Raw genomic sequence first — 22,081 nt, forward strand, 5'->3', positions numbered from 1 at the left:
CGTGCGCCTGCGTGCCTGCGCGCACGTGACTTTCCCGTCGCGGCGTCCTACATGATCGGCACACATCTGTAACAATCCGAAAGCGTATTGCCTTGGCCGACGAGACGACACTCGCCGAACCTACCCCCCATAACGGCGACATTTCGACGATCTCGATCGTCGACGAGATGAAGTCGAGCTATCTCGACTATGCCATGAGCGTGATCGTGGCGCGCGCACTGCCCGATGTGCGCGATGGCCTGAAGCCGGTGCACCGGCGCATCCTGTTCTCCGCGCAGGAGAACGGCTTCCTGTTCAACCGGCCGTACCGCAAATCCGCGCGCATCGTCGGTGACGTGATCGGTAAATATCACCCGCACGGCGACCAGTCGATCTACGACGCCTTGGCGCGCATGACCCAGGATTGGGCGATGCGGCTGCCGTTGATCGACGGTCAGGGCAACTTCGGCTCGATGGATCCCGATCCGCCTGCCGCGATGCGATACACCGAGGCGCGCCTCGCGCGGTCTGCCAGTTATCTAATGGACGATCTCGACAAGGATACCGTCGATTTCCAGCCGAACTACGATGCCAGCGAGCGCGAGCCGCAGGTGCTGCCCGCGCGTTTCCCCAATCTGCTGGTCAACGGTGCGGGCGGCATCGCGGTCGGCATGGCCACCAATATTCCGCCGCACAACCTGGGCGAGGTGGTCGACGCCTGCATTGCGTATATCGACAATCCGGCGATCACGATCGACGAGCTGATTGAAATCGTACCGGGTCCCGATTTCCCGACGGGTGCGATCATCCTCGGCAAGGCCGGGGCGCGATCGGCGTATCACACTGGTCGCGGCTCGATCATCGTGCGGTCGCGGCATATCGTCGAGGAAACGCGCGGCGACCGCCGGTCGATCGTGCTGACCGCCATCCCGTTCCAGCAGGGCAAGAATGCGCTGGTCGAGAAGATCGCCGAGGCCGCCAAGGACAAGCGGATCGAGGGCGTCAGCGACATCCGCGACGAATCGAACCGTGAAGGGGTGCGGATCGTCATCGACCTGAAGCGCGATGCGACGCCTGAGGTGGTGCTCAACCAATTGTGGCGGCACACGCCCGCGCAAGGCAGCTTCCCCGCCAATATGCTCGCGATCCGCGGTGGCCGCCCGGAAACGCTGAACCTCCGCGACATCATCCAAGCCTTCGTCCAGTTCCGCGAACAGGTCATCACCCGCCGCTCGAAGTTCGAGCTGAACAAGGCGCGAGACCGCGCGCACATCTTGCTGGGTCTGGTGATCGCGGTCACCAATCTCGACGAGGTGGTGCGGATCATCCGCGGGTCGGGCAGCCCGGCAGAAGCGCGCGCGGCACTGCTGGCGCGCGAATGGCCGATCGCCGAGATTGCACCCTATCTGAGCCTCGTGGAGGCGGTCGAGGGCACCCAGGTTGGTGACGGTTACAAGCTGTCCGATACGCAGGTCCGCGCGATCCTCGATCTGCGCCTGCATCGCCTGACCGCGTTGGGCCGCGACGAGATCGGTGACGAGCTGAAGGGCCTCGCCGATTCAATTGCTGCGCTGCTCGAAATCCTCGGCAATCGTGTCCGCCTGTACGAGGTGATGCGCGAGGAACTGGTCGATGTCCGCTCGATCTTCGCGACGCCGCGCCGGACTGAAATCGCCGCGGCCGCCGACGGCATCGACGACGAGGATCTGATCGAGCGCGAGGAGATGGTCGTCACCGTCACCGTGCAGGGTTATATCAAGCGCACGCCGCTCGATGCGTTCCGCGCGCAGAAGCGTGGCGGCAAGGGTCGCGCCGGCATGGCGACAAAGGAAGAGGATGCGATCACCTCGCTTTTCGTCACCTCGACACACACGCCGGTGCTGTTCTTTAGCAATCACGGCAAGGTCTATCGCAAGAAGGTCTGGCGCCTGCCCGAGGGCGGGCCGGCGACGCGCGGGCGGCCGATGATCAACCTGCTGCCGTTGGCGGAAGGCGAGACGATCTCCACCGTGCTGCCGCTGCCCGAGGACGAGACGCGCTGGGGCGACCTGCACGTCATGTTCGCGACCGCCAACGGCACGGTGCGGCGCAACGCGATGGATGCGTTCGCCAACATCCCGACCAACGGCAAGCTGGCGATGCGCTTCGACGAGGGGTCCGACGACAAGCTGATCGGCGTCGCGGTGCTGACCGAGACCGACGACGTGTTGCTGGCGACGCGCAACGGCAAGGCGATCCGCTTCTCCGCCACCGACGTGCGAGAATTCCAGAGCCGCACCTCGACCGGCGTGCGCGGCGTCAGCCTGATCGGCGACGACGAGGTGATCAGCCTGTCGATCCTGCGCGGCTTTGCGGCGACCGCCGAAGAGCGCGAACTATACCTGAAGGCGGCGAGCTGGAAGGAAGGCGAGCGCGAATCGACGCTCGATCCCGACCGCATGGCCGAATTCGCCGCGGCGGAGGAGTTCATCCTGACCGTCACCCAGAACGGCTATGGCAAGCGGACGTCGGCGTTTGAATATCGCCGCACCAACCGCGGTGGTCAGGGCATCACCAACATCGTCTCGGCGGGACGCAACGGCCCGGTGGTGGCGAGCTTCCCGGCGCATTCGGGCGAGCAGCTGATGCTGGTCACCGATCAGGCGAAGCTGATCCGCATGTCGGTCGGCGACGTTCGCGTCACCGGCCGCAACACGCAGGGCGTTACGCTGTTCAGCGTGGCGAAGGACGAGCATGTCGTCTCCGCCGCGCGGATCGACGAGGAGGAAGAGCCCGAGAACGAGGCCGAGGCGATCGTTGCCGGGGAATTGGGCGATGCTCCCGCCACGCCGAGCGGGGATGCGCTGATCGTCGACGACGGCACCGGACCGCAGACGATGGACGAGGCGGTCGACGAGACGGATGACGGCGACGCGGATGGCGGGGAGGACGAGGCGTGAGCGACCTCCCTACCACCGCGTACAAGGTCCTGACCGCGGAGCAGATGGCGGCGCTGGAACGCGACGGGACGTTCCCCGGGGCACCAGTCGACCTGACGGATGGCTACCTCCACATGTCGACCGCAGCGCAACTGACCGAAACCGTCGACAAGCATTTCGCCGGGCAGAGCGATCTGCACGTCGCCGCGGTCGATCTCGGCAGTTTCGGCGATTCGCTGAAATGGGAGGAATCGCGGGGCGGGCAGCTGTTCCCGCACCTCTACGGTCCACTGCTGCTGGAAACGGTCATCGCCTACTCGCCGCTGGAACGAGATGAGGACGGGACAGTCCGTTTGCCTGTAACCGGCTGATCCCGTTAGGCTCTCCGCTCGCCGACAAAGGCGGGCGGAACCGCATCGGACATACCATCGTTACCCTGTCACAACGACAGAAGATGGAGAATCCTCATGCGTACCCTAGCCCTGACGATCGGCAGCCTGATGATGGTGCCCGCCGCGGCTCTGGCACAGCAAGCCACACCCGGCCGTGCAGCGTTGCCCGCAAGCGCTCCGGCACAGGCCGCGACATCGGCCGATGCGACCGCCACCGCTCCGACCGTAGGCGCGACGATCTACGACAGCGCCGGCGTCGCGCTCGGCACCGTCGCGAGCATCACGCCACAGGCGATCGTGCTCAACACCGGTACCGCGCAGGTCCCCGTGCCGCCGACCTCGATCGGCAAGACCGACAAGGGCTTTGCAATGGCCATGACCAAGGCCGACCTCGATGCCGCGGTCGCCAGTTCGCAGGCGCAGGCGCAGGCGGCTGTGAAGGCGAAGCTGACGCCGGGCACCGCGGTCAGCGGGTTGAACGGCGCATCGCTGGGCACGATCAAGACGGCCGATGATCAGTTCGTTACGGTCACCACCGCCAAGGGCGATGTGAAGCTGCCGATCGCCGGCTTCTCGGCGGATGCGAGCGGCAAGGTGATCGTCGGTATCACGGCCGACCAGCTTGCCGCGGCAACGGCCGGCGCAAGTGCCGGTGCCGCCACGAGCGGTGCCGCACCGAAGTAATCGGTTCGGTCAACCAAAGTGAAACGGGGAGGGTTTACGCCCTCCCCGTTTTCATTTGGGCTTCGGAGCCCATGACGACCCGTATCGCCGTCTCCGGTTACCGAGATTTCTCTGTCCACCCGCGCGCGTTCTTAGGGCGACGAAGGGTATCAGATTGTCCCGGAGGGCTATTACGCTGCCAGTGCCTGCCGGACTGCGTCGACCGCATCTGCGGCTTTCGATCCGTCCGGGCCGCCGCCCTGCGCCATGTCGGGCCGGCCACCGCCGCCCTGTCCGCCGAGCACCGCCACCGCCTTGCGCAACAGGTCGACCGCGTTGAAGCGCGCGACCAGATCGTCGCTGACACCGACTGCGATCGAGGCACGGCCGTCGTTTACGGCGACCATCACCGCAATACCCGATCCATTCAGCCGCTGCCTGGCGTCGTCGACCGCGCCACGCAGACCCTTGGCCTCGAAGCCGTCGAGCACCTGCCCGATAAAGGCTACGCCGCCGATCTCTTCCGGTCCGGCAGCCGCGCCACCCGCACCGCCACCCATCGCGAGCGCTTTCTTGGCCTCGGCGAGTTCGCGCTCCAGCCGGCGCCGTTCGTCGAGCAATGCGACCACACGTGCCGGGACCTCGTCGGGCGTGGTCTTCAACGCGGTCGCGGCTTCGCGCAAGCGTTCGTCGCGTGCGGTGAGATAGGCGCGAGCCGCTTCGCCGGTCAGGGCCTCGACACGGCGGACGCCGGACGACACAGCGCCCTCGCCCACCACCTTGAACAGGCCGATATCGCCGAGCGCGTTGACGTGGGTGCCGCCGCAAAGCTCGATCGAATAGGTCTTGCCGCCGTCCTCCGTACCCATGCCGACGACACGCACCTCGTCACCATATTTCTCCCCGAACAGCGCCATCGCGCCTTCGGCAATCGCTTCGTCGGGGGTCATCAGGCGGGTGGTGACGGTTCCGTTACCGCGAATTTGCGCGTTCACCGCCGCCTCCGCATCGGCCAGCTCGTCCGCTGTCATCCCAACGGGATGTGACACATCGAAGCGCAGGCGTTCGGGCGCGACGAGTGAGCCCTTCTGGGCGACGTGCGTGCCGAGCCGCTGCCGCAGCGCTTCGTGCAACAGATGCGTCGCCGAATGGTTGGCGCGGATCTGCGCGCGGCGTGCCACGTCGATCTGGAGCTTCACCGGGTCGCCGACCGCGACCGTACCGGCCTCGACGGTGGCGTGATGGACGAAGATACGACCGAGCTGCTTCGACGTCTCGCTGACATGCGCACGCAGGCCGGCATCGGTGGAAATCGTGCCGGTGTCGCCGACCTGCCCGCCGCTTTCGCCATAGAAGGGCGTCTGGTTCACGATGATCGCAACGGTATCGCCCGCCGCGGCATGGTCGACGCGCGCGCCGTCCTTTACCAGCGCAACGACCTCGCCCTCGCCGACGTCGGCGGAATAGCCGATGAATTCGGTCGAACCGGATTCCTCGGCGATGTCGAACCACAGGTCGTCGGACGCCTTGGCGCCCGATCCCTTCCACGCGGCGCGGGCGGCGCGCTTCTGCTCGGCCATCGCGGCGTCGAAGCCGGCACGGTCGACGTGGAAGTCCTGCGCCCGTAGCGCGTCCTCGGTAAGGTCGTAGGGGAAGCCAAAGGTGTCGTAGAGCTTGAAGGCTGTTTCGCCGGCGAGCGTATCGCCGGGCTGCATGCCTGCGGTCGCCTCGTCGAGCAGTTTGAGACCGTTTTGCAGCGTCTTGCGGAACTGCGTCTCCTCCTGCCGCAGCGTCGCCTCGATCAGCGGCTGCGCGCGGACGAGCTCGGGATAGGCCGCGCCCATCTCTGCCACCAGCGCGGGCACCAGCCGGTGCATCAACGGCTCCTTCGCGCCGAGCAGGTGCGCGTGGCGCATCGCACGGCGCATGATCCGGCGCAGCACATAGCCGCGGCCTTCGTTGGCGGGCAGCACGCCGTCCGCGACGAGGAAGCCCGATGAACGCAGATGATCGGCAATGACGCGGTGCGAGGCTTTGCGCGGCCCCTCCGCATCGGTGCCGGTGAGCGAGGTCGAGGCGGCGATCAGCGCCTTGAACGTGTCCGTGTCGTAATTGTCGGTGACGCCCTGCAACACCGCGGCGATCCGCTCCAGCCCCATGCCGGTGTCGATCGACTTCTTGGGCAGCTCGCCGACGATCTCGTTCGCGTCCTGCTCGTACTGCATGAACACGAGGTTCCAGATCTCGACGAACCGGTCGCCGTCCTCATCCGGGCTGCCGGGAGGACCGCCAAAGATATGGTCGCCATGATCGTAGAAGATTTCCGAACACGGCCCGCACGGGCCGCTGTCGCCCATCGCCCAGAAATTGTCCTTGGTGGCGATGCGGATGATGCGTTCGTCGGGGAGGTATCTGGTCCAGAGCGCATGCGCCTCGTCATCGGTGTGGTAGACGGTGGCGGTCAGCTTTTCGGCGGGAATGCCCCAGACGTCGGTCAGCAGCGTCCACGCATGATGGATCGCCTGTTCCTTGAAATAGTCGCCGAACGAGAAATTGCCGAGCATTTCGAAAAAGGTGTGGTGGCGCGCGGTATAGCCGACATTGTCGAGGTCGTTGTGCTTGCCGCCGGCGCGGACCGACTTCTGGCTGCTGGTCGCGGTGACATATGGCCGGGATTCGAGCCCGGTGAAGACGTTCTTGAACGGCACCATGCCTGCGTTGACGAACATCAGCGTCGGATCGTTCTGCGGCACGAGCGGTGCGGACGGCACGATCGTGTGCCCCTGCGCGGCGAAATAGTCGAGAAAGCCGCGGCGGATGTCGTTGGTCGAGGTCATAGGGATAGCGACTTAGGCGAGAGCGCCCCTCCCCTCAAGCGGTCGTTACGCACCGCCGCACATGTGCTGCGCATCGGGTAAAGTCCATGATGCCATCGTGCGTAGGTTGGTGGTGGTATACCAGCGGCCGCGCTTGTCGCCGGGCGGGCAGTTCTTGGGCAATTGAACGAGGCAGGTCAGCGCGCGATCGCCCCGGCGGGACCGATCCACCGCGGGGATTTGGTCATAGGACACGCCATAGACACCGTTGGCGAGGGTCACTGCCGATCCGCTGTCCGGCACCGCCTTGCCCGCGCCGTCCTCCAGCCGCGACGACACGCTCCGGATCGTGGTCATCGCGCAGGCGCCGACGCGGGCCGGCATGCGGACGGGGGTCGCCGCCGTGAGAGGCGCTGCGGCAGCGAGCAGCAGCAGGATCGTACCGCAGGTGGTGGGCGTCATCATCGTTCCCTTCGTCATAGTGGCTGATCGATCGAAGCAGGTGGCGTACTGAACCAGACGGGGCCGTCGGCAGTCATGTGGAAGCAATCTTCCAGTCGGACGCCGAAGTGGCCGGGCAGGTAGAGGCCGGGTTCGTTCGAGAAGCACATGCCGGGCGCAAGCCGCGTTGTTTCGCCGCGCACAAGGTTGACCGGTTCGTGGCCATCCATGCCGATACCGTGGCCGGTGCGATGCGACAGGCCGGGAAGCCGGTAGTCGGGGCCGTAGCCGAGGCCGGTGTAGAAGGTACGGACCGCGTCGTCGACGCTGCCCGCGGTAGCCCCGACCTTCGCCGCGGCACGAGCGACCTGCTGGCCTTTGGCGACTTCGTCCCAGACCTTGCGTTGAACTATGGTGGCGCGGCCCTTCGGCACCCAGGTGCGGGAGACGTCGGACTGATAGCCCCGCACGGTGCAGCCGCAGTCCATCAGAAGGATTTCGTCGGGCGCGATGCGGTGCACGTCGCGGCTGCCGTGCGGCAGGGCAGCCGCCGGGCCGATGAGGGCGAGCGCGAATTCGGGGTCGCCGCCGAGCTTCGCGGTCGCTGCGTTCATCAGTGCGCCGATCTCCGCGCCGGTCAAGCCCGATTCGATGCGGGGGGCAAGCCAGCGGTACGCCGCCAGCGTCACGTCGGTCGCGGTCTGCATCAGCGCGAGTTCGGCGGGCGTCTTGATCATGCGACAGCCGCGGACGACCGGGTTGGCGCTGACCTGTCTGGCATCCGGCGCGGACCGGGCGAGTGCGGCGGGGATGAAGACGCGGGCCGTTTCCTCTATCCCGATCGGCAGACGGTCGAGGCGGCGCTCTTTCAGCCAGGCGGCGACGACGGCGAGCGCGTCGCCGTCCTCTTGCCAGACACGGACCTCGGCGGGAACCGCGAGCGACTGGCGAACCGATGGCTCCTCGAAGAACGGCGTGACGATCAGCGGCTGGCCCTCGCGGGGCAGGATCGCGAGGGTCGGGCGTTCGCTACGCCCCCAGCGGACGCCGGTGAAGTATATCATCGACGATCCGGGCTCGATCAGTACCGCGCCAAGGCCGTTCGCCCGCATCAGCGACTGCGCCCGGGACAGGCGGCGGGCGCGTTCGGCCGGGCCGATCGGGACCGTGCCGGTGGTAAGGTCCTTCAGCTCCGAAAGGTCGGGCTCGGCAGCGCGGAGGACACCGCTGGACAGCAGCGGCAGCGTGGCTAGACCGGCGAGGAGCGCGCGGCGGGAAGGCGTGACGACCATCATGGATCGATACGGCGCTTGACCCGGCGGCCGCAATCCCCTTCCCTGCCCGTAATTTCGGGAGTGCATGCATGGCCAAGCGGCTGACTGTGTTTATCGTGATCGGCCTGATACTCGGTATCGTCACGGGACTGGCGATCAACGGCTGGCTGGACGACGGCACGCCGGCCGCGACGGAAAGGTTGAAGGCGATCGCCGGCTATTTCTCGATCGGTACGACGATCTTCCTCCGCCTGATCAAGATGATCATAGCGCCTCTGGTGTTCGCGACCCTGGTGAGCGGCATCGCGCAGATGGGCGACACGGCGGCGCTGGGACGGGTCGGTGCGAAGGCGATCGGCTGGTTCGTCTGCGCCAGCCTGTTGTCGCTGGGGTTGGGGCTGATCCTGGTCAACGCGATCCAGCCGGGCGTCGGCATCGGGCTGGCGCTGCCACCGGTGACGGCGGATGCAGGCGTGTCGACCGAGGCGTTCAGCCTTGCCAAGTTCATCAGCCATATCGTCCCCGCATCGATGATCGAGGCTATGGCAACCAACGAAATCCTGCAGATCGTCGTCTTCTCGATCTTCGTCGGCGTGGCGATCACCGCGGTCGGCGAGCGCGCCGCGCCGATCGTGCGGGCGGTCGATGGACTGGTCGCGATCATGTTGCAGATCACCGACTACGTCATGCGGGTCGCACCGATCGCGGTATTCTGTGCGGTCACCGCGACGCTGGCCGAACGCGGTGCGGGGGTGATCGGGCAGTTGGCGTTCTTCATGGGCAGCTTCTACATTGCCCTGCTAATCCTGTGGGCGATCCTGCTGGGGATCGGCTTCCTGTTCATCGGACCGCGGATCGTGCAGCTGGTGCGCTATGTCCGCGAGCCGTTGCTCGTCGCCTTCACCACGGCGTCGTCCGAGGCCGCCTACCCGCGGATGCTGGAAGCGCTCGACCGGTTCGGTGTGCCGCCGAAGATCGCGAGCTTCGTGTTGCCGCTGGGCTATTCGTTCAACCTCGACGGATCGATGATGTACATGACGTTCGCGTCGGTGTTCATCGCCCAGGCCTATGGCATTGACATGCCGCTGGGGACGCAGATCGCGATGCTGCTGTTCCTGATGATCTCGTCCAAGGGCATCGCCGCGGTGCCGCGGGCCAGTCTGGTCGTGATTGCCGCCGTGCTGCCGGTGTTCGACATTCCGGAAGCTGGCCTGCTGCTGATCCTGGCGATCGACCACTTCCTCGACATGGGCCGGACTGCGACGAACGTGATCGGCAATGCGGTCGCAAGCGCCGTGGTGGCGAAATGGGAGGGCGGGTTCGATCCGCGCGAACCCGCCGAGATCGAACCGGCGCATGCCCCCGCGCACGTGCCGGAGCCGCCGGCACCGACCAGCTTCCGCCACTAGGCCGAGGCATCAGGCATACGCGTAGGGGCCGCCCTTCGCGAGGGCGGCCTGATAGGCCGGGCGGGCATGGACCTTGTCGAGCCATGCGATCGTCGCCGGGCGGGAATTATCGAGACCGGCCCGGCTGCGGGCCGCCTCGATCGGAAAACTCATCATGACGTCGGCCGCGGTCATCTCGGACCCGGCGAACCACGGGCGCTGCGCCAGCTCCGATTCGACATAGTCGAGGTGGACGTCGATCATCGGCTGGATGCGCTTGATCGCCGGCTTGCCCATCAGCGGGATACGGCCGAGCACCAGCTTGAGCAGAAGCGGCGGCATCATCGACCCCTCGGCATAATGCAGCCAAAAGCGGTAGCGGAGCGCGGCGTCGCGATGGGCGGGGGTGCCGAGCTTGCCGTCAGCCTTCTCGACCAGATATTCGACGATCGCGCCGGTTTCGGCGACGACGCGGCCACCGTCCGCGTCCAGATCCTCGATCACCGGCGACTTGCCGAGTGGATGGATCCGCTTGAGTTCGGGCGGCGCGAGCATCGTCTTTCGATCCCGTTCGTAGCGCTTGATCTGATAGTCCAGGCCGAGTTCCTCGAGCAGCCACAGCACGCGCTGCGAGCGGCTGTTTTCGAGATGGTGGACGATGATCATGCTTCTCTCCCCTTCGCGGCGCGCGCCCCCCATATCCAGGCCGATGCCGGGAAGGCGACGCTGCTGCCGGTGCTGTAACGTTCGAGCGCGGCTTTGAGCCGCGCGGTTGCGGCGGCAGGATCGGCGGCGGTCTTTAAAGCCGAGGCGAGCGGGCCGATGCGGCGGAAGAAGGCGACGGCGTCGTCGATCCGATCTTCGCCCGCGCCGGCGACATAGGTGAAGTCGACGCGGGCATAGCTATCCACGGACCAGCCGGCGGTTTCGAGGATCGCGGCGGTGTGTGCGGGATCGGCGAAAGCGAACGGACCCGGGGTGTAGCCGGAGGCGATCGGCGGACGGGAACCGGTGACCTGTTCGACGAGGTCGGATGCCCATGGATTGTCGGCACGGTCCCGGAAGCAGGAGAAGACGAGCCGGGCGTCCGACGCGGCGACGTCATGGAGGTCGGCGAAGACGGCCGCGGGATCGGCGAAGAACATGACGCCGTGACGCGATACGAACAGGTCGATGGGGGCAAGCTCCTGCGCTGCGACGGATGCGTCGCCCCGGCGGAAGGTGAGGTTCGGGTGCGCCACTCCTCGGGTCACCGCCACGGCGAGGAGTTCGGGGGAGAGGTCGACACCGACGACCTGCGCATCGGGGCGTGAGGTCGCGAGCGACAGGCTGGTGGAGCCGGCGCCGCAGCCGATGTCGATCGCGCGGAACGGCGCGTCCGGCGCCGCTGCGAGGACGGCGGCGTCGAGGTGACGGGCGAGATCGGCGAGTGAGCGGTCGGTGCGCTGCCATTCCGCGGCCCAGGTTTGGCCGACGCGGCCGGTCCAGTCTGCGGTGGTGGTCATGATGGGATCCTCGGAGTGCGGGGCGGTGTCATCGCAGCCTTGCGCTCCTGCCGAGGCGGGAGCGCGGTGCTGGATGCCCACCTTCGCGGAGACACGGCGGATGGGTTCGAACCGGAATCGACAGGGTTGCAGGACGGGCTCCGGCCTTCGCCGGGAAACCGGATTCCATCGTTTCCGTGGAAGCGCCGGGGGCTCCGGGCTCCGTCACTTGCAGGAGTATCGGACGCGGACGTTGTCGAAGTTGACGGTACGGTGCGGTTGGAATGCGACCAACCGAAAAGGGCCCGCCGTTGCCGGCGAGCCCTTCGTGCATCCTGATCGGATGACGGTGCATCAGATGTCGTCGTCGGCTTCCGGGCCGGTCATCATCTCTTCGGCGACCTTTTCGGTGCGCTGGCGGATCGCCTTTTCGAGGCGGTCGGCCATTTCGGGATGTTCGCGCAGATAGGTCTTCGAATTCTCGCGACCCTGACCGATGCGGACGCTGTCGTAGCTGAACCACGCGCCCGATTTCTCAACGAGGCCGGCCTTCACGCCGAGATCGAGGATCTCGCCGATCTTGGAGATGCCCTCGCCGTACATGATGTCAAATTCGACCTGCTTGAACGGCGGTGCGACCTTGTTCTTGACGACCTTCACGCGGGTGGCGTTGCCGGTCACCTCTTCCTTGTCCTTGATCGCGCCGGTGCGGCGGATGTCGAGGCGGACGGAGGCGTAGAACTTCAGCGCGTTGCCGCCCGTCGTCGTCTCCGGATTGCCGTACATCACGCCGATCTTCATGCGCAGCTGGTTGATGAAGATCACCATGCAGCGCGAGCGGCTGATCGAACCGGTCAGCTTGCGCAGCGACTGCGACATCAGGCGGGCCTGAAGGCCGACGTGGCTGTCGCCCATCTCGCCCTCGATCTCGGCGCGCGGCACGAGTGCGGCGACCGAGTCGACGACGAGCACGTCGATCGCGTTGGAGCGAACGAGCGTGTCGACGATCTCGAGCGCCTGCTCGCCCGTATCCGGCTGCGAGACGATCAGTTCGTCGATGTTGACGCCCAGCTTCTTGGCATAGACCGGGTCGAGCGCGTGTTCGGCGTCGACAAAAGCGGCGGTGCCGCCACCCTTTTGCGCTTCGGCGATGACGTGCAGCGCGAGCGTGGTCTTGCCTGACGATTCAGGACCATAGACCTCGATCACGCGGCCGCGCGGCAGGCCGCCGACGCCGAGTGCGATATCGAGACCGAGCGATCCGGTGGAGATCGTCTCGACCTCCATCGACTGCTTGGCGCCGAGCTTCATTGCCGAGCCCTTGCCGAAGGCGCGGTCGATCTGGGCAAGAGCGGCGTCGAGCGCCTTCTGCCGGTCGGTGGTTGCGGTTGCCATGCCGGTGTCGATCACTTTCAGATTGGCGGCCATCGGGAGGTTCCTCGCTAGAGCAAGCGCGCGCACGGGGCAACGCATCTGTTCCGTATGTACGATGTTTGTTCCTGTGGAACAAGAGGGGAACTTCGCTGATTTTTGCGGGGTTTGCGGATTTCTTGCGTTACGTTGCAGTGGTCTCTTCGGGAAGCGCGTCCCCCGCCCCCGCTAAAGCGAGGGAGGAATTTAAAGTAAGGTTGTGGCCAGCGCCCAATGCTGCGGCATCGTCCTGGCGGCCGCGTCTCGGGCAGGTTCGTTTTCGAACAACGCGAAGCATGTCGCGCCGCTGCCGGACATGCGGGACAAGAGGACGCCTTCGGATCCCGCCAGCGCCGACAGCACGTCGGCGATCACGGGGGCGAGTTCCAGAGCGGCTGGTTGCAGGTCGTTGCGGCCGGCGATGGCGCGGGCGAGGAGGTCGCCTTCGGTGGCGATGCCGCCGCGGTCGTGGCCGTCCCAACGGGCGAAGACCGCGCCGGTGGAGACCGCGACGCCCGGATTGACCAGCAGCAGCGGGGTTCCGGCAAGCCCGTGCACCGGGATAAGCGCCTCGCCCTTGCCGGTGCCCAATGTGGTGCGGCCGAGCAGGCAGGCGGGCACGTCGGCGCCGAGCGCTTCGGCGATGACGAACAGGCGGGGGTCTTCGGGTGCGATGGCATGGAGCCGGGCGAGCGCGCGCAACGTGGCTGCGGCATCCGCCGAGCCGCCGCCGATACCGGAGGCGACTGGCAAGTGCTTGTCTAGGGTGATCGCGTGCGCCTGTTCGATGCCGAAGGTGTCGCGGAAGGCGAAGGCAGCCCGCTCGACGAGGTTCGGCGTAACAGGCTCCCCTGCCCGTTCCGCCGACGCGGCCAGCGCCGCCGCGAACGGGCCGGTGATGGCGAAGCTGTCCGCCGTCGCAGGCACCACGGTCACCGTGTCACCGTCGGCGGCGAAGGCGAACAGCGTTTCCAGTTCGTGATAGCCGTCGGGGCGGCGATGGCGGATGTGGAGGGCGAGGTTGATCTTGGCGGGCGCGCGTTCGACGATCACTTGGCGGGTAATCCCTGGACGATTCTGGTGGAGAGACGCGCCTGATCCGCGGCGGGCGCGGTGAGCGCGGCGGCGCGCCATGCGTAGCGCGCCTCGTAGTGGCGGCCGATCGTCCAGTACAGGTCGCCGAGGTGTTCGCCGATCTCCGCATTGATCGGATCGCTCGCTGCGGCCCGTTCCAGCAGCGGCAGCGCGCGCGCCATGTCGCCGTTGATGAAATAGGCCCAGCCCAGCGAATCGGTGATCGACCCGTCGTCCGGCTTCAATGCGTGCGCCCGCTGCAGCATCGCCGTCGACGCCGCGACGTCGATCCCGCGCTGCGCCTGCGCATAGCCCAGATAATTGAGCGCCAGCGGTTCGCTCGGGGCGAGTTCGACCGCCTTTTGCAACGCCTTGCGCCCGGCGGGCCAATCGCCGGACTGCTCGAGCGCACCGCCGTATTGCAACCATGCGGTCCATTCGTCCGGATCGGTATCTCGAATCCGGCGATACCACGGGACCGCCTCGGCATGCCGGCCCGCTGCGGTGAGCCGGTCGGCGTAGGTCTGCCAGTCGCCGGTGCCCGCTCCGGAACCCTCCGCGCCCTGTCGCGCGAGCGCCAGCGCGTCGGCTTCGCGGCCTGCGCCGGCCAGGATCGCGATGCGCGCGGCGAGCGCGGTCGGCGCGAAGGGACTGTCCGGCGGCATGGCGTCGAGCGTCGCCAGCGCGCGATCGGGGGCATCGTCCTTCGCCAGCGCCGACGCGAGCAACAGCCGGGCGCGGTCGTTGGCGGGGTTGGCGATCAGCGCGGTGCGCGACAGCGCGATCGACAGCGTCGCGGCGTCCTGTTCCGCAAGGTCGCTGGCAATCCGGCCGAGCAGGCGGGACACACCGAAACCCAGTGTCGCCTTTGCCGGCGTGCCACGGCGCAACGCGGCAAACACCGGATCGCCCCCCGCCAGCAATCCACGCGCCGCATCCGCGTGACCGTTGCCGAACAACAATTGCGCGGCGGACAGGCGCAGATCGATCGGCGATCCCGTCTCGCGCAGGGTCTGTACGGTGGCGAGCCCCTTATCGACATCGCCGCGGGCGATCTGGAGCAATGCCGCAGTCTCGGCAGCGAGGCGCTGGGTGACGGCGTCCTTGCCCGTGGCGACCATGCCGATCCGCGCCGCCGGATCCTCGCCACGCACGAACGCCGTCCAGGCGCGGAGCGATGGCGCCATGACGCCGAGTGGTGTCGACGCCAGAGCCTTCGTCGCGGCCTCGACCCCGACGGGATCGTTTCGCGCCGCCGCAAGTGCGAGGGGGAGCAACGGCAGGTCGGCGGGTGCGTCGGCGCTGGCACGCAGCACGGCTGCGGCACGGCTGGCCAGCGCGATGTCGCCGGTCGCCAGAGCCTCGCGATAGGCCCGTACCGCCACGACGGGGCTGGCGGGCATGTCGTCCAGCGCGCTGGCATAGCCCGCCACAGCAAGCGCGCTGTTGCCGTCGGCATCGGCGGCACGCGCCTTTACATAATCGGCGATACGGGACGTATCGGCCCCGGCCGGCGCGATGGCGCCAAGGCTGAGGACCGATGCGAGGAACAGACGCTTACATATTGGGATAGTTCGGGCCTCCACCGCCCTCGGGTACGACCCAGTTGATGTTCTGGGTCGGGTCCTTGATGTCGCAGGTCTTGCAGTGGACGCAATTCTGCGCGTTGATGACGAACTTGGGGTCGCCGGTTTCCTGTCCGACGATCTCGTAAACACCGGCCGGGCAATAGCGTTGCGCCGGCTCGTCGTACATCGGCAGGTCGTATTCGACCGGCACGTTCGGGTCGCGCAGCGTCAGGTGGACCGGCTGGTCCTCCTCGTGGTTGGTGTTCGACAGGAACACCGACGACAGGCGGTCGAAGGTGAGCACGCCGTCCGCCTTCGGGTAGACCGGCGGCTTCACCATGTCCTTGCGCCACAGCGACTCATGGTCGGGGTGATGCTTCATGGTGAAGGGCATCTTGATGCCGAAATGCTCGAGCCACATCGTGATGCCCGACAGGCCGGAGCCGACGAAATCGCCGAACTTCTTGACCAGCGGCACGACGTTGCGGACGATCGACAGCTCCTTCTTCACCCACGAATTCTCGAAGGCTTCAGGATAGGCGGTCAGCTCGTCATGCTCGCGCTGCGACAGGATCGCGTCGGCGGCGGCTTCGGCGGCCATCATGCCGCTCTTCATCGCGGTGTGCGTGCCCTTGATGCGGGGCACGTTGAGGAAGCCCGCCGAACAGCCGATCAGCGCGCCGCCGGGGAAGACGAGCTTGGGGATCGACTGGAGGCCGCCGTCGCTGATCGCGCGGGCGCCGTAGGACACACGCTTGGCCCCCTTCAGGATCGCGGCGATCTCCGGATGCGTCTTCCACTTCTGCATTTCCGAGAAGGGCGAGAGATAGGGGTTGCTGTAGTTGAGCCATGTCACGAAGCCGAGGCTGACCTGCCCGTTCGCCTGATGGTACAGCCAGCCGCCGCCATTGGCGTCGTCGCCCAGGGGCCAGCCCTGCGTGTGGATAACACGGCCGGGCTTGTGGAGTTCGGGATCGATGTCCCACAATTCCTTGACGCCGAGGCCGTAGACCTGCGGCTGCGCGTCCTTCGCGAGGTCGAAGGTGCGGATGATCTCCTTCGACAGGTGACCGCGCACGCCCTCCGCGAAGAAGGTATATTTGGCGTGGAGTTCGAGGCCGGGGGTGTAATCGCCCTTGTGCGTGCCGTCGCGGGCGACGCCCATGTCGCCGGTGGCGACGCCCTTCACGCGGCCCTGCTCGTCGAACAGGATCTCGGCGGCGGCGAAACCGGGGAAGATCTCGACGCCCAACTCCTCCGCCTTGCCCGCGAGCCAGCGGCAGAGGTTGCCGAGGCTGCCGGTGTAGGTCCCCTTGTTGTGCAGGAACGGCGGCGTCCAGAGGTGGGGGAGCGTCACCTTCTTCTTCGGCGAGAGGACCCAGTGCAGGTTCTCGGTCACCGGCACTTCGGCGAGCGGGCAGTCGTCGCGCCAGTCGGGCAGCAGCTCGTCGAGGCTGCGCGGGTCGATCACCGCGCCCGACAGGATGTGCGCGCCGACCTCGGACCCCTTTTCGAGCACGCAGACGCTGAGGTCCGCGCCCTTCTCCGCCGCGACCTGTTTGAAACGGATCGCCGCCGACAGGCCCGCGGGGCCCGCGCCGACGATCACCACGTCATAAGGCATCGATTCTCTTTGGGATTCGCGTGTCGTCATCTCATCCACTCCCGGATACGGTTGCGGTTGTCGGCGCCGGGGGATAGCGGTCAGGCGCAGGCCGACAACGTCTCGTCTCCGAACCGCGATCGGACAAGTTGACGGAAACGTCAACCTTACAGAGAAGGAAATGCGTGGGGGCCGATCAACATCTCGACTGGATGAGCAGCGCGGCGAGCGCGCTCGACTGGTGGCAGGAGGCGGGCGTCGACGTGCTCGTCGACGACGCCCCACGGGACTGGCTGGCCGAACCGATGGCGGCCCCGGTGGCGTTCGTCGCCCCTGCCGCTCCGGTGCACATCCCTGCCGCCTTGCCCGAGACGCTGGCGGATTTCATCGCGTGGCGGATGGGTGATGCGGTGCCGGAGGTCGAATGGCGCGGCGTGTCGATCACCGCTGCCGGACCGCCAGAGGCGCAGGTGATGGTGCTGGTCGATTGCCCCGACAAGGACGACGGCGCAGCGGGGATGCTGATGACCGGCCCGACCGGCGCGCTGTTCGACCGGATGCTCGCCGCGATCGGGCTGTCGCGCGAGACGATCCACCTTGCCGCGGTGTGCGCAAAGCGACCGGTGGCGGGCCGGATGCCGCGCGAGGTCGAGGCGCGGCTGGCGGAAATTTCGAAGCACCATATCGGGCTGGTCGCGCCGAAACGGCTGCTGCTGCTCGGCAATGCGGCGAGCCGTGCCATTCTGGGGGCGGAAATGCCCGGGACGCGCGGGTCTTTACACCGGTTTAACCATAAGCGTGGTGAGACCGAGGTGGTCGCCAGCTTTCATCCGCGCTTTCTCATCGAGAAGCCCGCGGCGAAGGCCGAGGCGTGGAAGGATCTGCAATTGCTGATGGGGGGAGTATCCGCGTGACCCGCAAGCTGGCGCTGACGATTGGAACCGCCGCATGCCTGATGGCGGCGGCACCCGCCTGGGCGGATAGCGGACCCGAGCCAGCCGGCGAGGCCAAACTCGCGGCGATCGGCGGCGCGGATCGCATTCCGGACCAGCTCGATGCCGGCCAGCGCGAAGGCTATCGCGCAGTGTTTCAGGCGATCCGCGACGGTAAATGGCAGGATGCGCAGATCGGACTCGACGCGATGAAGCCCGGGCCGCTGCATGCGATTGCGCGGGCCGAGCTGTACACCGCCAAGGGATCGCCGCGGATCGAGCTGGAGCCGCTGATGGCGGTGCTCAACGAAGCGCCCGAACTGCCGCAGGCGGCGGACCTCGCCCGACTGGCGAAGGCGCGCGGGGCGAGCGAACTCCCGCCCCTGCCCCTCGCGCAGCGGTTGATCTGGCAAGACGGTGCGCCCCGGCGGGTACGCGCGAAGGCGACGAAGAGCGACGAAATCGCAGCCGATCTGGCGACCAGGATGCAGCCGTTCGTCAAGGCGGACATGGCGACGGATGCGCAGGCGTTGCTGGAGATCACGCAGGGGCTGACGCCCGAGGCGCAGACCGAATGGCAGGCGAAGGTCGCCTGGATGTACTTCCTGACCGGCGACGACGCCAACGCACGCAGCATGGCGGTGAAGGCGGCGAATGGCGTGGGCGACTGGGCGGTACAGGGCCGCTGGACCGGATCGCTGTCGGCGTGGCGGCAGAACGACTGCGCCGCGGCCGAGACGGGATTCGAGGGCGTGGCGGCACGCGCCACCGACGTCGATCTGCGCGCGGCGGCGCTCTATTGGGCGTCGCGCGCCGACATGGTGTGCGGCCGGCCCGACAAGGTGCAGGCGCGGCTGCAATCGGCGGCGCAGTTTTCCGAAAGCTTCTACGGCCAGTTGTCGCGGCAGGCGCTGTTGATCAAGGACAAGGGCAAGCCGTCGACTCAGGTGGTCGCGGCGGACTGGGCACGGCTCGACAAGCGGCCGAACCTCCGCGTCGCGGCGGCGCTGGCCGAGATCGGCGAAACCGATCTGGCCGACGGCGTCATCCGGCAACAGGCACGGATCGGCGATCCGTCCGAATTCGGCAGCCTGGTGCGCGTCGCCGAGGCGCTGAGCCTGCCCGCCACCACCGTCTGGCTGGCCCACAATTGTCCGCAGGGCGTCGTCGCGACCGCAGAGGCGCGCTATCCGACGCCGAACTGGACGCCATCGAGCGGCTGGCGCGTCGACAAGGCGCTGGTTTACGCCCACACGCTGGAAGAGAGCGGGTTCCGCAACAAGGTCGTCAGCCCCGCCGGCGCCTATGGTCTGATGCAGATCATGCCTGCCGCTGCGACCGATTATTCGCGTGAGAAGGGCCTGCCGCTCGACAAGAGCGCGTTGACCAGACCGGCGACCAATATGGATATCGGCCAGCGCCACCTCGAACGGCTGCGCGACATGGCGGGCGTGACCGGCGGTCTGCTGCCCAAGGTGATCGCGGCCTATAACGCCGGCCCGCGTCCCGTCGGCGACTGGAACGCGATCGTGCACGATGGCGGCGATCCCTTGCTGTATATCGAGAGCATTCCGTATTGGGAGACGCGCGGCTACGTCACGACGGTGCTGCGCAACTACTGGATGTACGAGGCGCAGGGCGGACGGAAGGCATCGGCCAGCCGGTCGGCGCTGGCGCAGGGCATGTGGCCGCGCTTCCCCGGCCTGCCCGGCGCGGCAGCGGTACGGATGAATGCGCGGCCGAATGCGACCGCGATCGCGGTGAACGGACGGGTCTCGCCGCAATCGACGACGGTGTCGAAGGATTGAGAATAGCGGACGGCGCAGACCATCGTCGCTCGCCGTCGTTTCGGACCGGGTCCGATTAGGTCGCCGGGCGCCTCGGGTACACCCTCGTCGTATGGCACCCGCCCGTTGCCGGGTGCCGGGGAGCAAACGACGATGATCTATCCGTTCAGATCGAGACTGATGCGCGGCTTCAACAAGCAAGACATGCCTCAGCAGCTGGAATCGCTCTTCGCGAATTACTGGAACAAGGAACTGCCCGACCTGCTGGTCGCCCTCCAAATGACCACGCTGTTCCTCGAGGACCTCAACGGATTTCTCGCCACCGCAGAGGATGAGAACAAGACGTCGGCCGAATCGTTCAAATCGATCGCGGGCACCTGCTCCCGGATGGTGGGTTCAGCCGACCCGTCATGGCTTAAGGCGCTGTACGACTTGGCGCCGGATCTGGTCGGAACCGCGCTCGTCGGCTGTATGCGCATCATCAACCGCCAGACGCACGATGCTGGAATGCTGAAGGCATTCAAGACGTTGTTCGATTCCCTCGGAATTCGAATCGAGGGACCATGGGACAAATGCGTACTGACGGCGAACTTCGGCAGTACCTCGTTCCATGCCGGTACGCTGACCGTCACATCCTGAGCGTCGACGCCCGGCGCCCTGTTGGGGATTGCGCCGATCCGGACGGGTATTATGCTCGTTCAAAAGGCGCGAACGCAGCGCCGGATGATCGAGAGGATGACGAATGCTCGGCGGAATGCAGGATTTCGAACTTCGGGTATCGACGCTGATCGATCATGCCGCGCGTGAATATGGTGACCGGGAGGTCGTGACGCGCTGGGCCGATGGTAGCGAGACGCGCAGCGACTGGCACGGGATTGCGCATGATGCGCGGCGACTGGCGCAGGCACTGGAACGGCTGGGAATGACCCGTGGCGATCGCGTGGCGACGATGGCGATGAACCACGGGCATCATCTGGCCGCGTGGTATGGCACGATCGGCATGGGCGGCGTGATCCACACGATCAACCCGCGGCTGTTCGACGATCAGCTGGCCTATATCGCCAATCACGCCGGCGATCGCGTGCTGCTCTACGATCGCGCGTTCCAGCCGATCGTCGATCGGTTGCGCGACCGGTGGACGACGATCGAACATTATGTCGTGATGGACGGCGACGGCCCCGGCACGCTCCGCGCGCTGATCGAGGGCGAAGATGGCGATTATGTCTGGGCCACCGGCGGCGAGCGCGAGCCGTGCATGCTCTGCTACACCAGCGGCACCACCGGCAATCCCAAGGGGGTATTGTACGAACATCGTTCGACCCTGCTGCACGCGATGCTGGTGGTGTCGCCTGCGGTGCTGTCGCTGTCGTCGGCCGCGGTGTTGCTGCCGGTTGTGCCGATGTTCCATGCCGCGGCCTGGGGCACGCCGTTCGCGGCGCCGCTGGCGGGCGCGAAACTGGTGTTCTCCGCGATCAACGATGCGAGGACCCTGTGCGAGCTGATGAACCGCGAGAAGGTGACGATATCGTCCGGCGTCCCGACGGTGTGGCTGGCGACCTTCGCCCATCTGGATGCTTCGGGCGACACGCTGCCGCATCTCAGGATGGCGACGATCGGCGGATCGGCCGCGCCGCGCGCGATGATCGAGCGGCTGATGGACATGGGGGTCGAGGTCAAACACCTGTGGGGCATGACCGAAACGTCGCCTGTGGCGACCGCGGGCGCACCGCCGGTCGGCTGGGCGGACTGGCCAAAAGATCGCAAGCTCGATTTCCTGACCAAGCAAGGGCAGATTCCGTTCGGCGTCGAACTGACGGTGATCGACGACGAGAACGTCCATTTGCCGCGTGACGGTACGTCCGCCGGGCGGCTGCACATCCGCGGGCCGTGGGTGGTGAAGCGCTATTTCGGGGCGGATGCGGATGCGATCGATGCGGACGGCTGGTTCGACACCGGCGACGTCGCGGTCATCCATCCCGACGGTACGATGCAGATCACCGACCGGTCGAAGGACGTCATCAAGTCGGGCGGCGAATGGATCAGCTCGGTCGATCTGGAGAATGCCGCAATTGGGTGCCCGGGCGTAGCGGAGGCGGCAGCGATCGGCATCGCTCATCCCAAATGGGACGAGCGGCCGTTGCTGATCGTGGTGCGCAAGCCCGACAGCGATGTGACCGAACACGCCATCGTCGCTCACCTGTCGGGCGTGGTCGCGAAATGGTGGCTGCCCGATGCGGTGGTGTTCGTCGACGCGCTGCCGCACACGGCAACGGGCAAGCTGCTGAAGACGGCGCTGCGGGAACAGTTCAAGGATTACCGTCTGGCGGCCTGAGGGCGACGGGCGGGCGGGCC

Annotated in this window: 17 protein-coding genes; 8 read left to right on the top strand and 9 right to left on the bottom strand. The window is 66.7% G+C overall.

Annotated elements, in window-relative coordinates; all coding sequences use genetic code 11:
- The first annotated feature begins 92 nt into the window (after positions 1 to 92).
- The 3 genes from gyrA (at position 93) to NF699_03475 (ending at position 3,973) form a co-directional block, all read left to right on the top strand.
- Positions 93 to 2,918 (top strand): DNA gyrase subunit A, encoded by a 2,826-nt coding sequence (gene gyrA / locus NF699_03465; GenBank protein USU05769.1) that lies wholly within the window; start codon positions 93 to 95, stop codon positions 2,916 to 2,918.
- Complete coding sequence (locus NF699_03470) at positions 2,915 to 3,268, top strand: DUF952 domain-containing protein (protein ID USU05770.1); 354 nt, start codon at positions 2,915 to 2,917, stop codon at positions 3,266 to 3,268. Before gyrA ends, NF699_03470 begins: the two co-directional genes overlap by 4 nt.
- A 96-nt stretch (positions 3,269 to 3,364) precedes the next feature.
- Positions 3,365 to 3,973: a hypothetical protein gene (locus NF699_03475; protein USU05771.1), complete on the top strand. Its 609-nt coding sequence runs from the start codon at positions 3,365 to 3,367 to the stop codon at positions 3,971 to 3,973.
- A gap of 170 nt (positions 3,974 to 4,143) precedes the next feature.
- On the opposite strand, the gene alaS is transcribed toward NF699_03475, so the two are convergent.
- Genes alaS through NF699_03490 form a run of 3 tightly spaced genes read right to left on the bottom strand, consistent with a single transcriptional unit; the run spans position 4,144 to position 8,501 of the window.
- Complete coding sequence (gene alaS, locus NF699_03480) at positions 4,144 to 6,789, bottom strand: alanine--tRNA ligase (protein ID USU05772.1); 2,646 nt, start codon at positions 6,787 to 6,789, stop codon at positions 4,144 to 4,146.
- Between the two features lie 45 nt (positions 6,790 to 6,834).
- Complete coding sequence (locus tag NF699_03485; protein USU05773.1) at positions 6,835 to 7,233, bottom strand: hypothetical protein; 399 nt, start codon at positions 7,231 to 7,233, stop codon at positions 6,835 to 6,837.
- Between the two features lie 11 nt (positions 7,234 to 7,244).
- Positions 7,245 to 8,501, bottom strand: coding sequence for a Xaa-Pro peptidase family protein (locus NF699_03490; protein ID USU05774.1), 1,257 nt, complete (start codon positions 8,499 to 8,501; stop codon positions 7,245 to 7,247).
- Between the two features lie 71 nt (positions 8,502 to 8,572).
- On the opposite strand from NF699_03490, the gene NF699_03495 reads away from it, so the two are divergent.
- The gene (locus NF699_03495; protein USU05775.1) at positions 8,573 to 9,892 is read left to right on the top strand and encodes a dicarboxylate/amino acid:cation symporter; all 1,320 of its coding nucleotides are present in this window, start codon (positions 8,573 to 8,575) and stop codon (positions 9,890 to 9,892) included.
- Positions 9,893 to 9,901: 9 nt separating this feature from the next.
- Here NF699_03495 and NF699_03500 read toward each other — a convergent pair whose 3' ends face one another.
- The 6 genes from NF699_03500 to NF699_03525 all read right to left on the bottom strand — a co-directional run bounded on the left by NF699_03500 (position 9,902) and on the right by NF699_03525 (position 17,031).
- Positions 9,902 to 10,537, bottom strand: coding sequence for a glutathione S-transferase (locus NF699_03500; protein ID USU05776.1), 636 nt, complete (start codon positions 10,535 to 10,537; stop codon positions 9,902 to 9,904).
- The gene (locus NF699_03505; protein ID USU05777.1) at positions 10,534 to 11,376 is read right to left on the bottom strand and encodes a class I SAM-dependent methyltransferase; all 843 of its coding nucleotides are present in this window, start codon (positions 11,374 to 11,376) and stop codon (positions 10,534 to 10,536) included. Before NF699_03505 ends, NF699_03500 begins: the two co-directional genes overlap by 4 nt.
- A 333-nt stretch (positions 11,377 to 11,709) precedes the next feature.
- Positions 11,710 to 12,750 carry a recombinase RecA gene (recA, locus tag NF699_03510; protein USU06977.1) on the bottom strand — a complete coding sequence of 347 codons (1,041 nt, stop codon included), beginning with the start codon at positions 12,748 to 12,750 and terminating at the stop codon, positions 11,710 to 11,712.
- Positions 12,751 to 12,972: 222 nt separating this feature from the next.
- Complete coding sequence (locus tag NF699_03515) at positions 12,973 to 13,818, bottom strand: 4-(cytidine 5'-diphospho)-2-C-methyl-D-erythritol kinase (protein ID USU05778.1); 846 nt, start codon at positions 13,816 to 13,818, stop codon at positions 12,973 to 12,975.
- A complete protein-coding gene (locus NF699_03520) occupies positions 13,815 to 15,425 on the bottom strand; it encodes a tetratricopeptide repeat protein (GenBank protein USU05779.1) in 1,611 nt (536 codons plus the stop codon). The genes NF699_03515 and NF699_03520 overlap by 4 nt, the downstream gene beginning before the upstream one ends.
- Complete coding sequence (locus NF699_03525; protein USU05780.1) at positions 15,397 to 17,031, bottom strand: electron transfer flavoprotein-ubiquinone oxidoreductase; 1,635 nt, start codon at positions 17,029 to 17,031, stop codon at positions 15,397 to 15,399. Before NF699_03525 ends, NF699_03520 begins: the two co-directional genes overlap by 29 nt.
- Positions 17,032 to 17,195: 164 nt before the next feature.
- Between NF699_03525 and NF699_03530 the strand changes: the two genes are divergently transcribed.
- The 4 genes from NF699_03530 to NF699_03545 all read left to right on the top strand — a co-directional run bounded on the left by NF699_03530 (position 17,196) and on the right by NF699_03545 (position 22,061).
- Positions 17,196 to 17,924, top strand: coding sequence for a uracil-DNA glycosylase (locus NF699_03530; protein ID USU05781.1), 729 nt, complete (start codon positions 17,196 to 17,198; stop codon positions 17,922 to 17,924).
- A gap of 41 nt (positions 17,925 to 17,965) precedes the next feature.
- Entirely contained in the window at positions 17,966 to 19,750 is a 1,785-nt protein-coding gene (locus NF699_03535) for a lytic transglycosylase domain-containing protein (protein USU06978.1), read from the top strand.
- Positions 19,751 to 19,882: 132 nt separating this feature from the next.
- Positions 19,883 to 20,368, top strand: coding sequence for a hypothetical protein (locus NF699_03540; GenBank protein ID USU05782.1), 486 nt, complete (start codon positions 19,883 to 19,885; stop codon positions 20,366 to 20,368).
- A gap of 103 nt (positions 20,369 to 20,471) precedes the next feature.
- On the top strand, positions 20,472 to 22,061 hold the full coding sequence (locus NF699_03545; GenBank protein USU05783.1) for a long-chain fatty acid--CoA ligase: 1,590 nt from the start codon (positions 20,472 to 20,474) through the stop codon (positions 22,059 to 22,061).
- Positions 22,062 to 22,081: the final 20 nt, after the last annotated feature.

The sequence above is a fragment of the Sphingomonadaceae bacterium OTU29LAMAA1 genome, from assembly GCA_024072375.1.
Lineage (GTDB): Bacteria > Pseudomonadota > Alphaproteobacteria > Sphingomonadales > Sphingomonadaceae > Sphingomonas.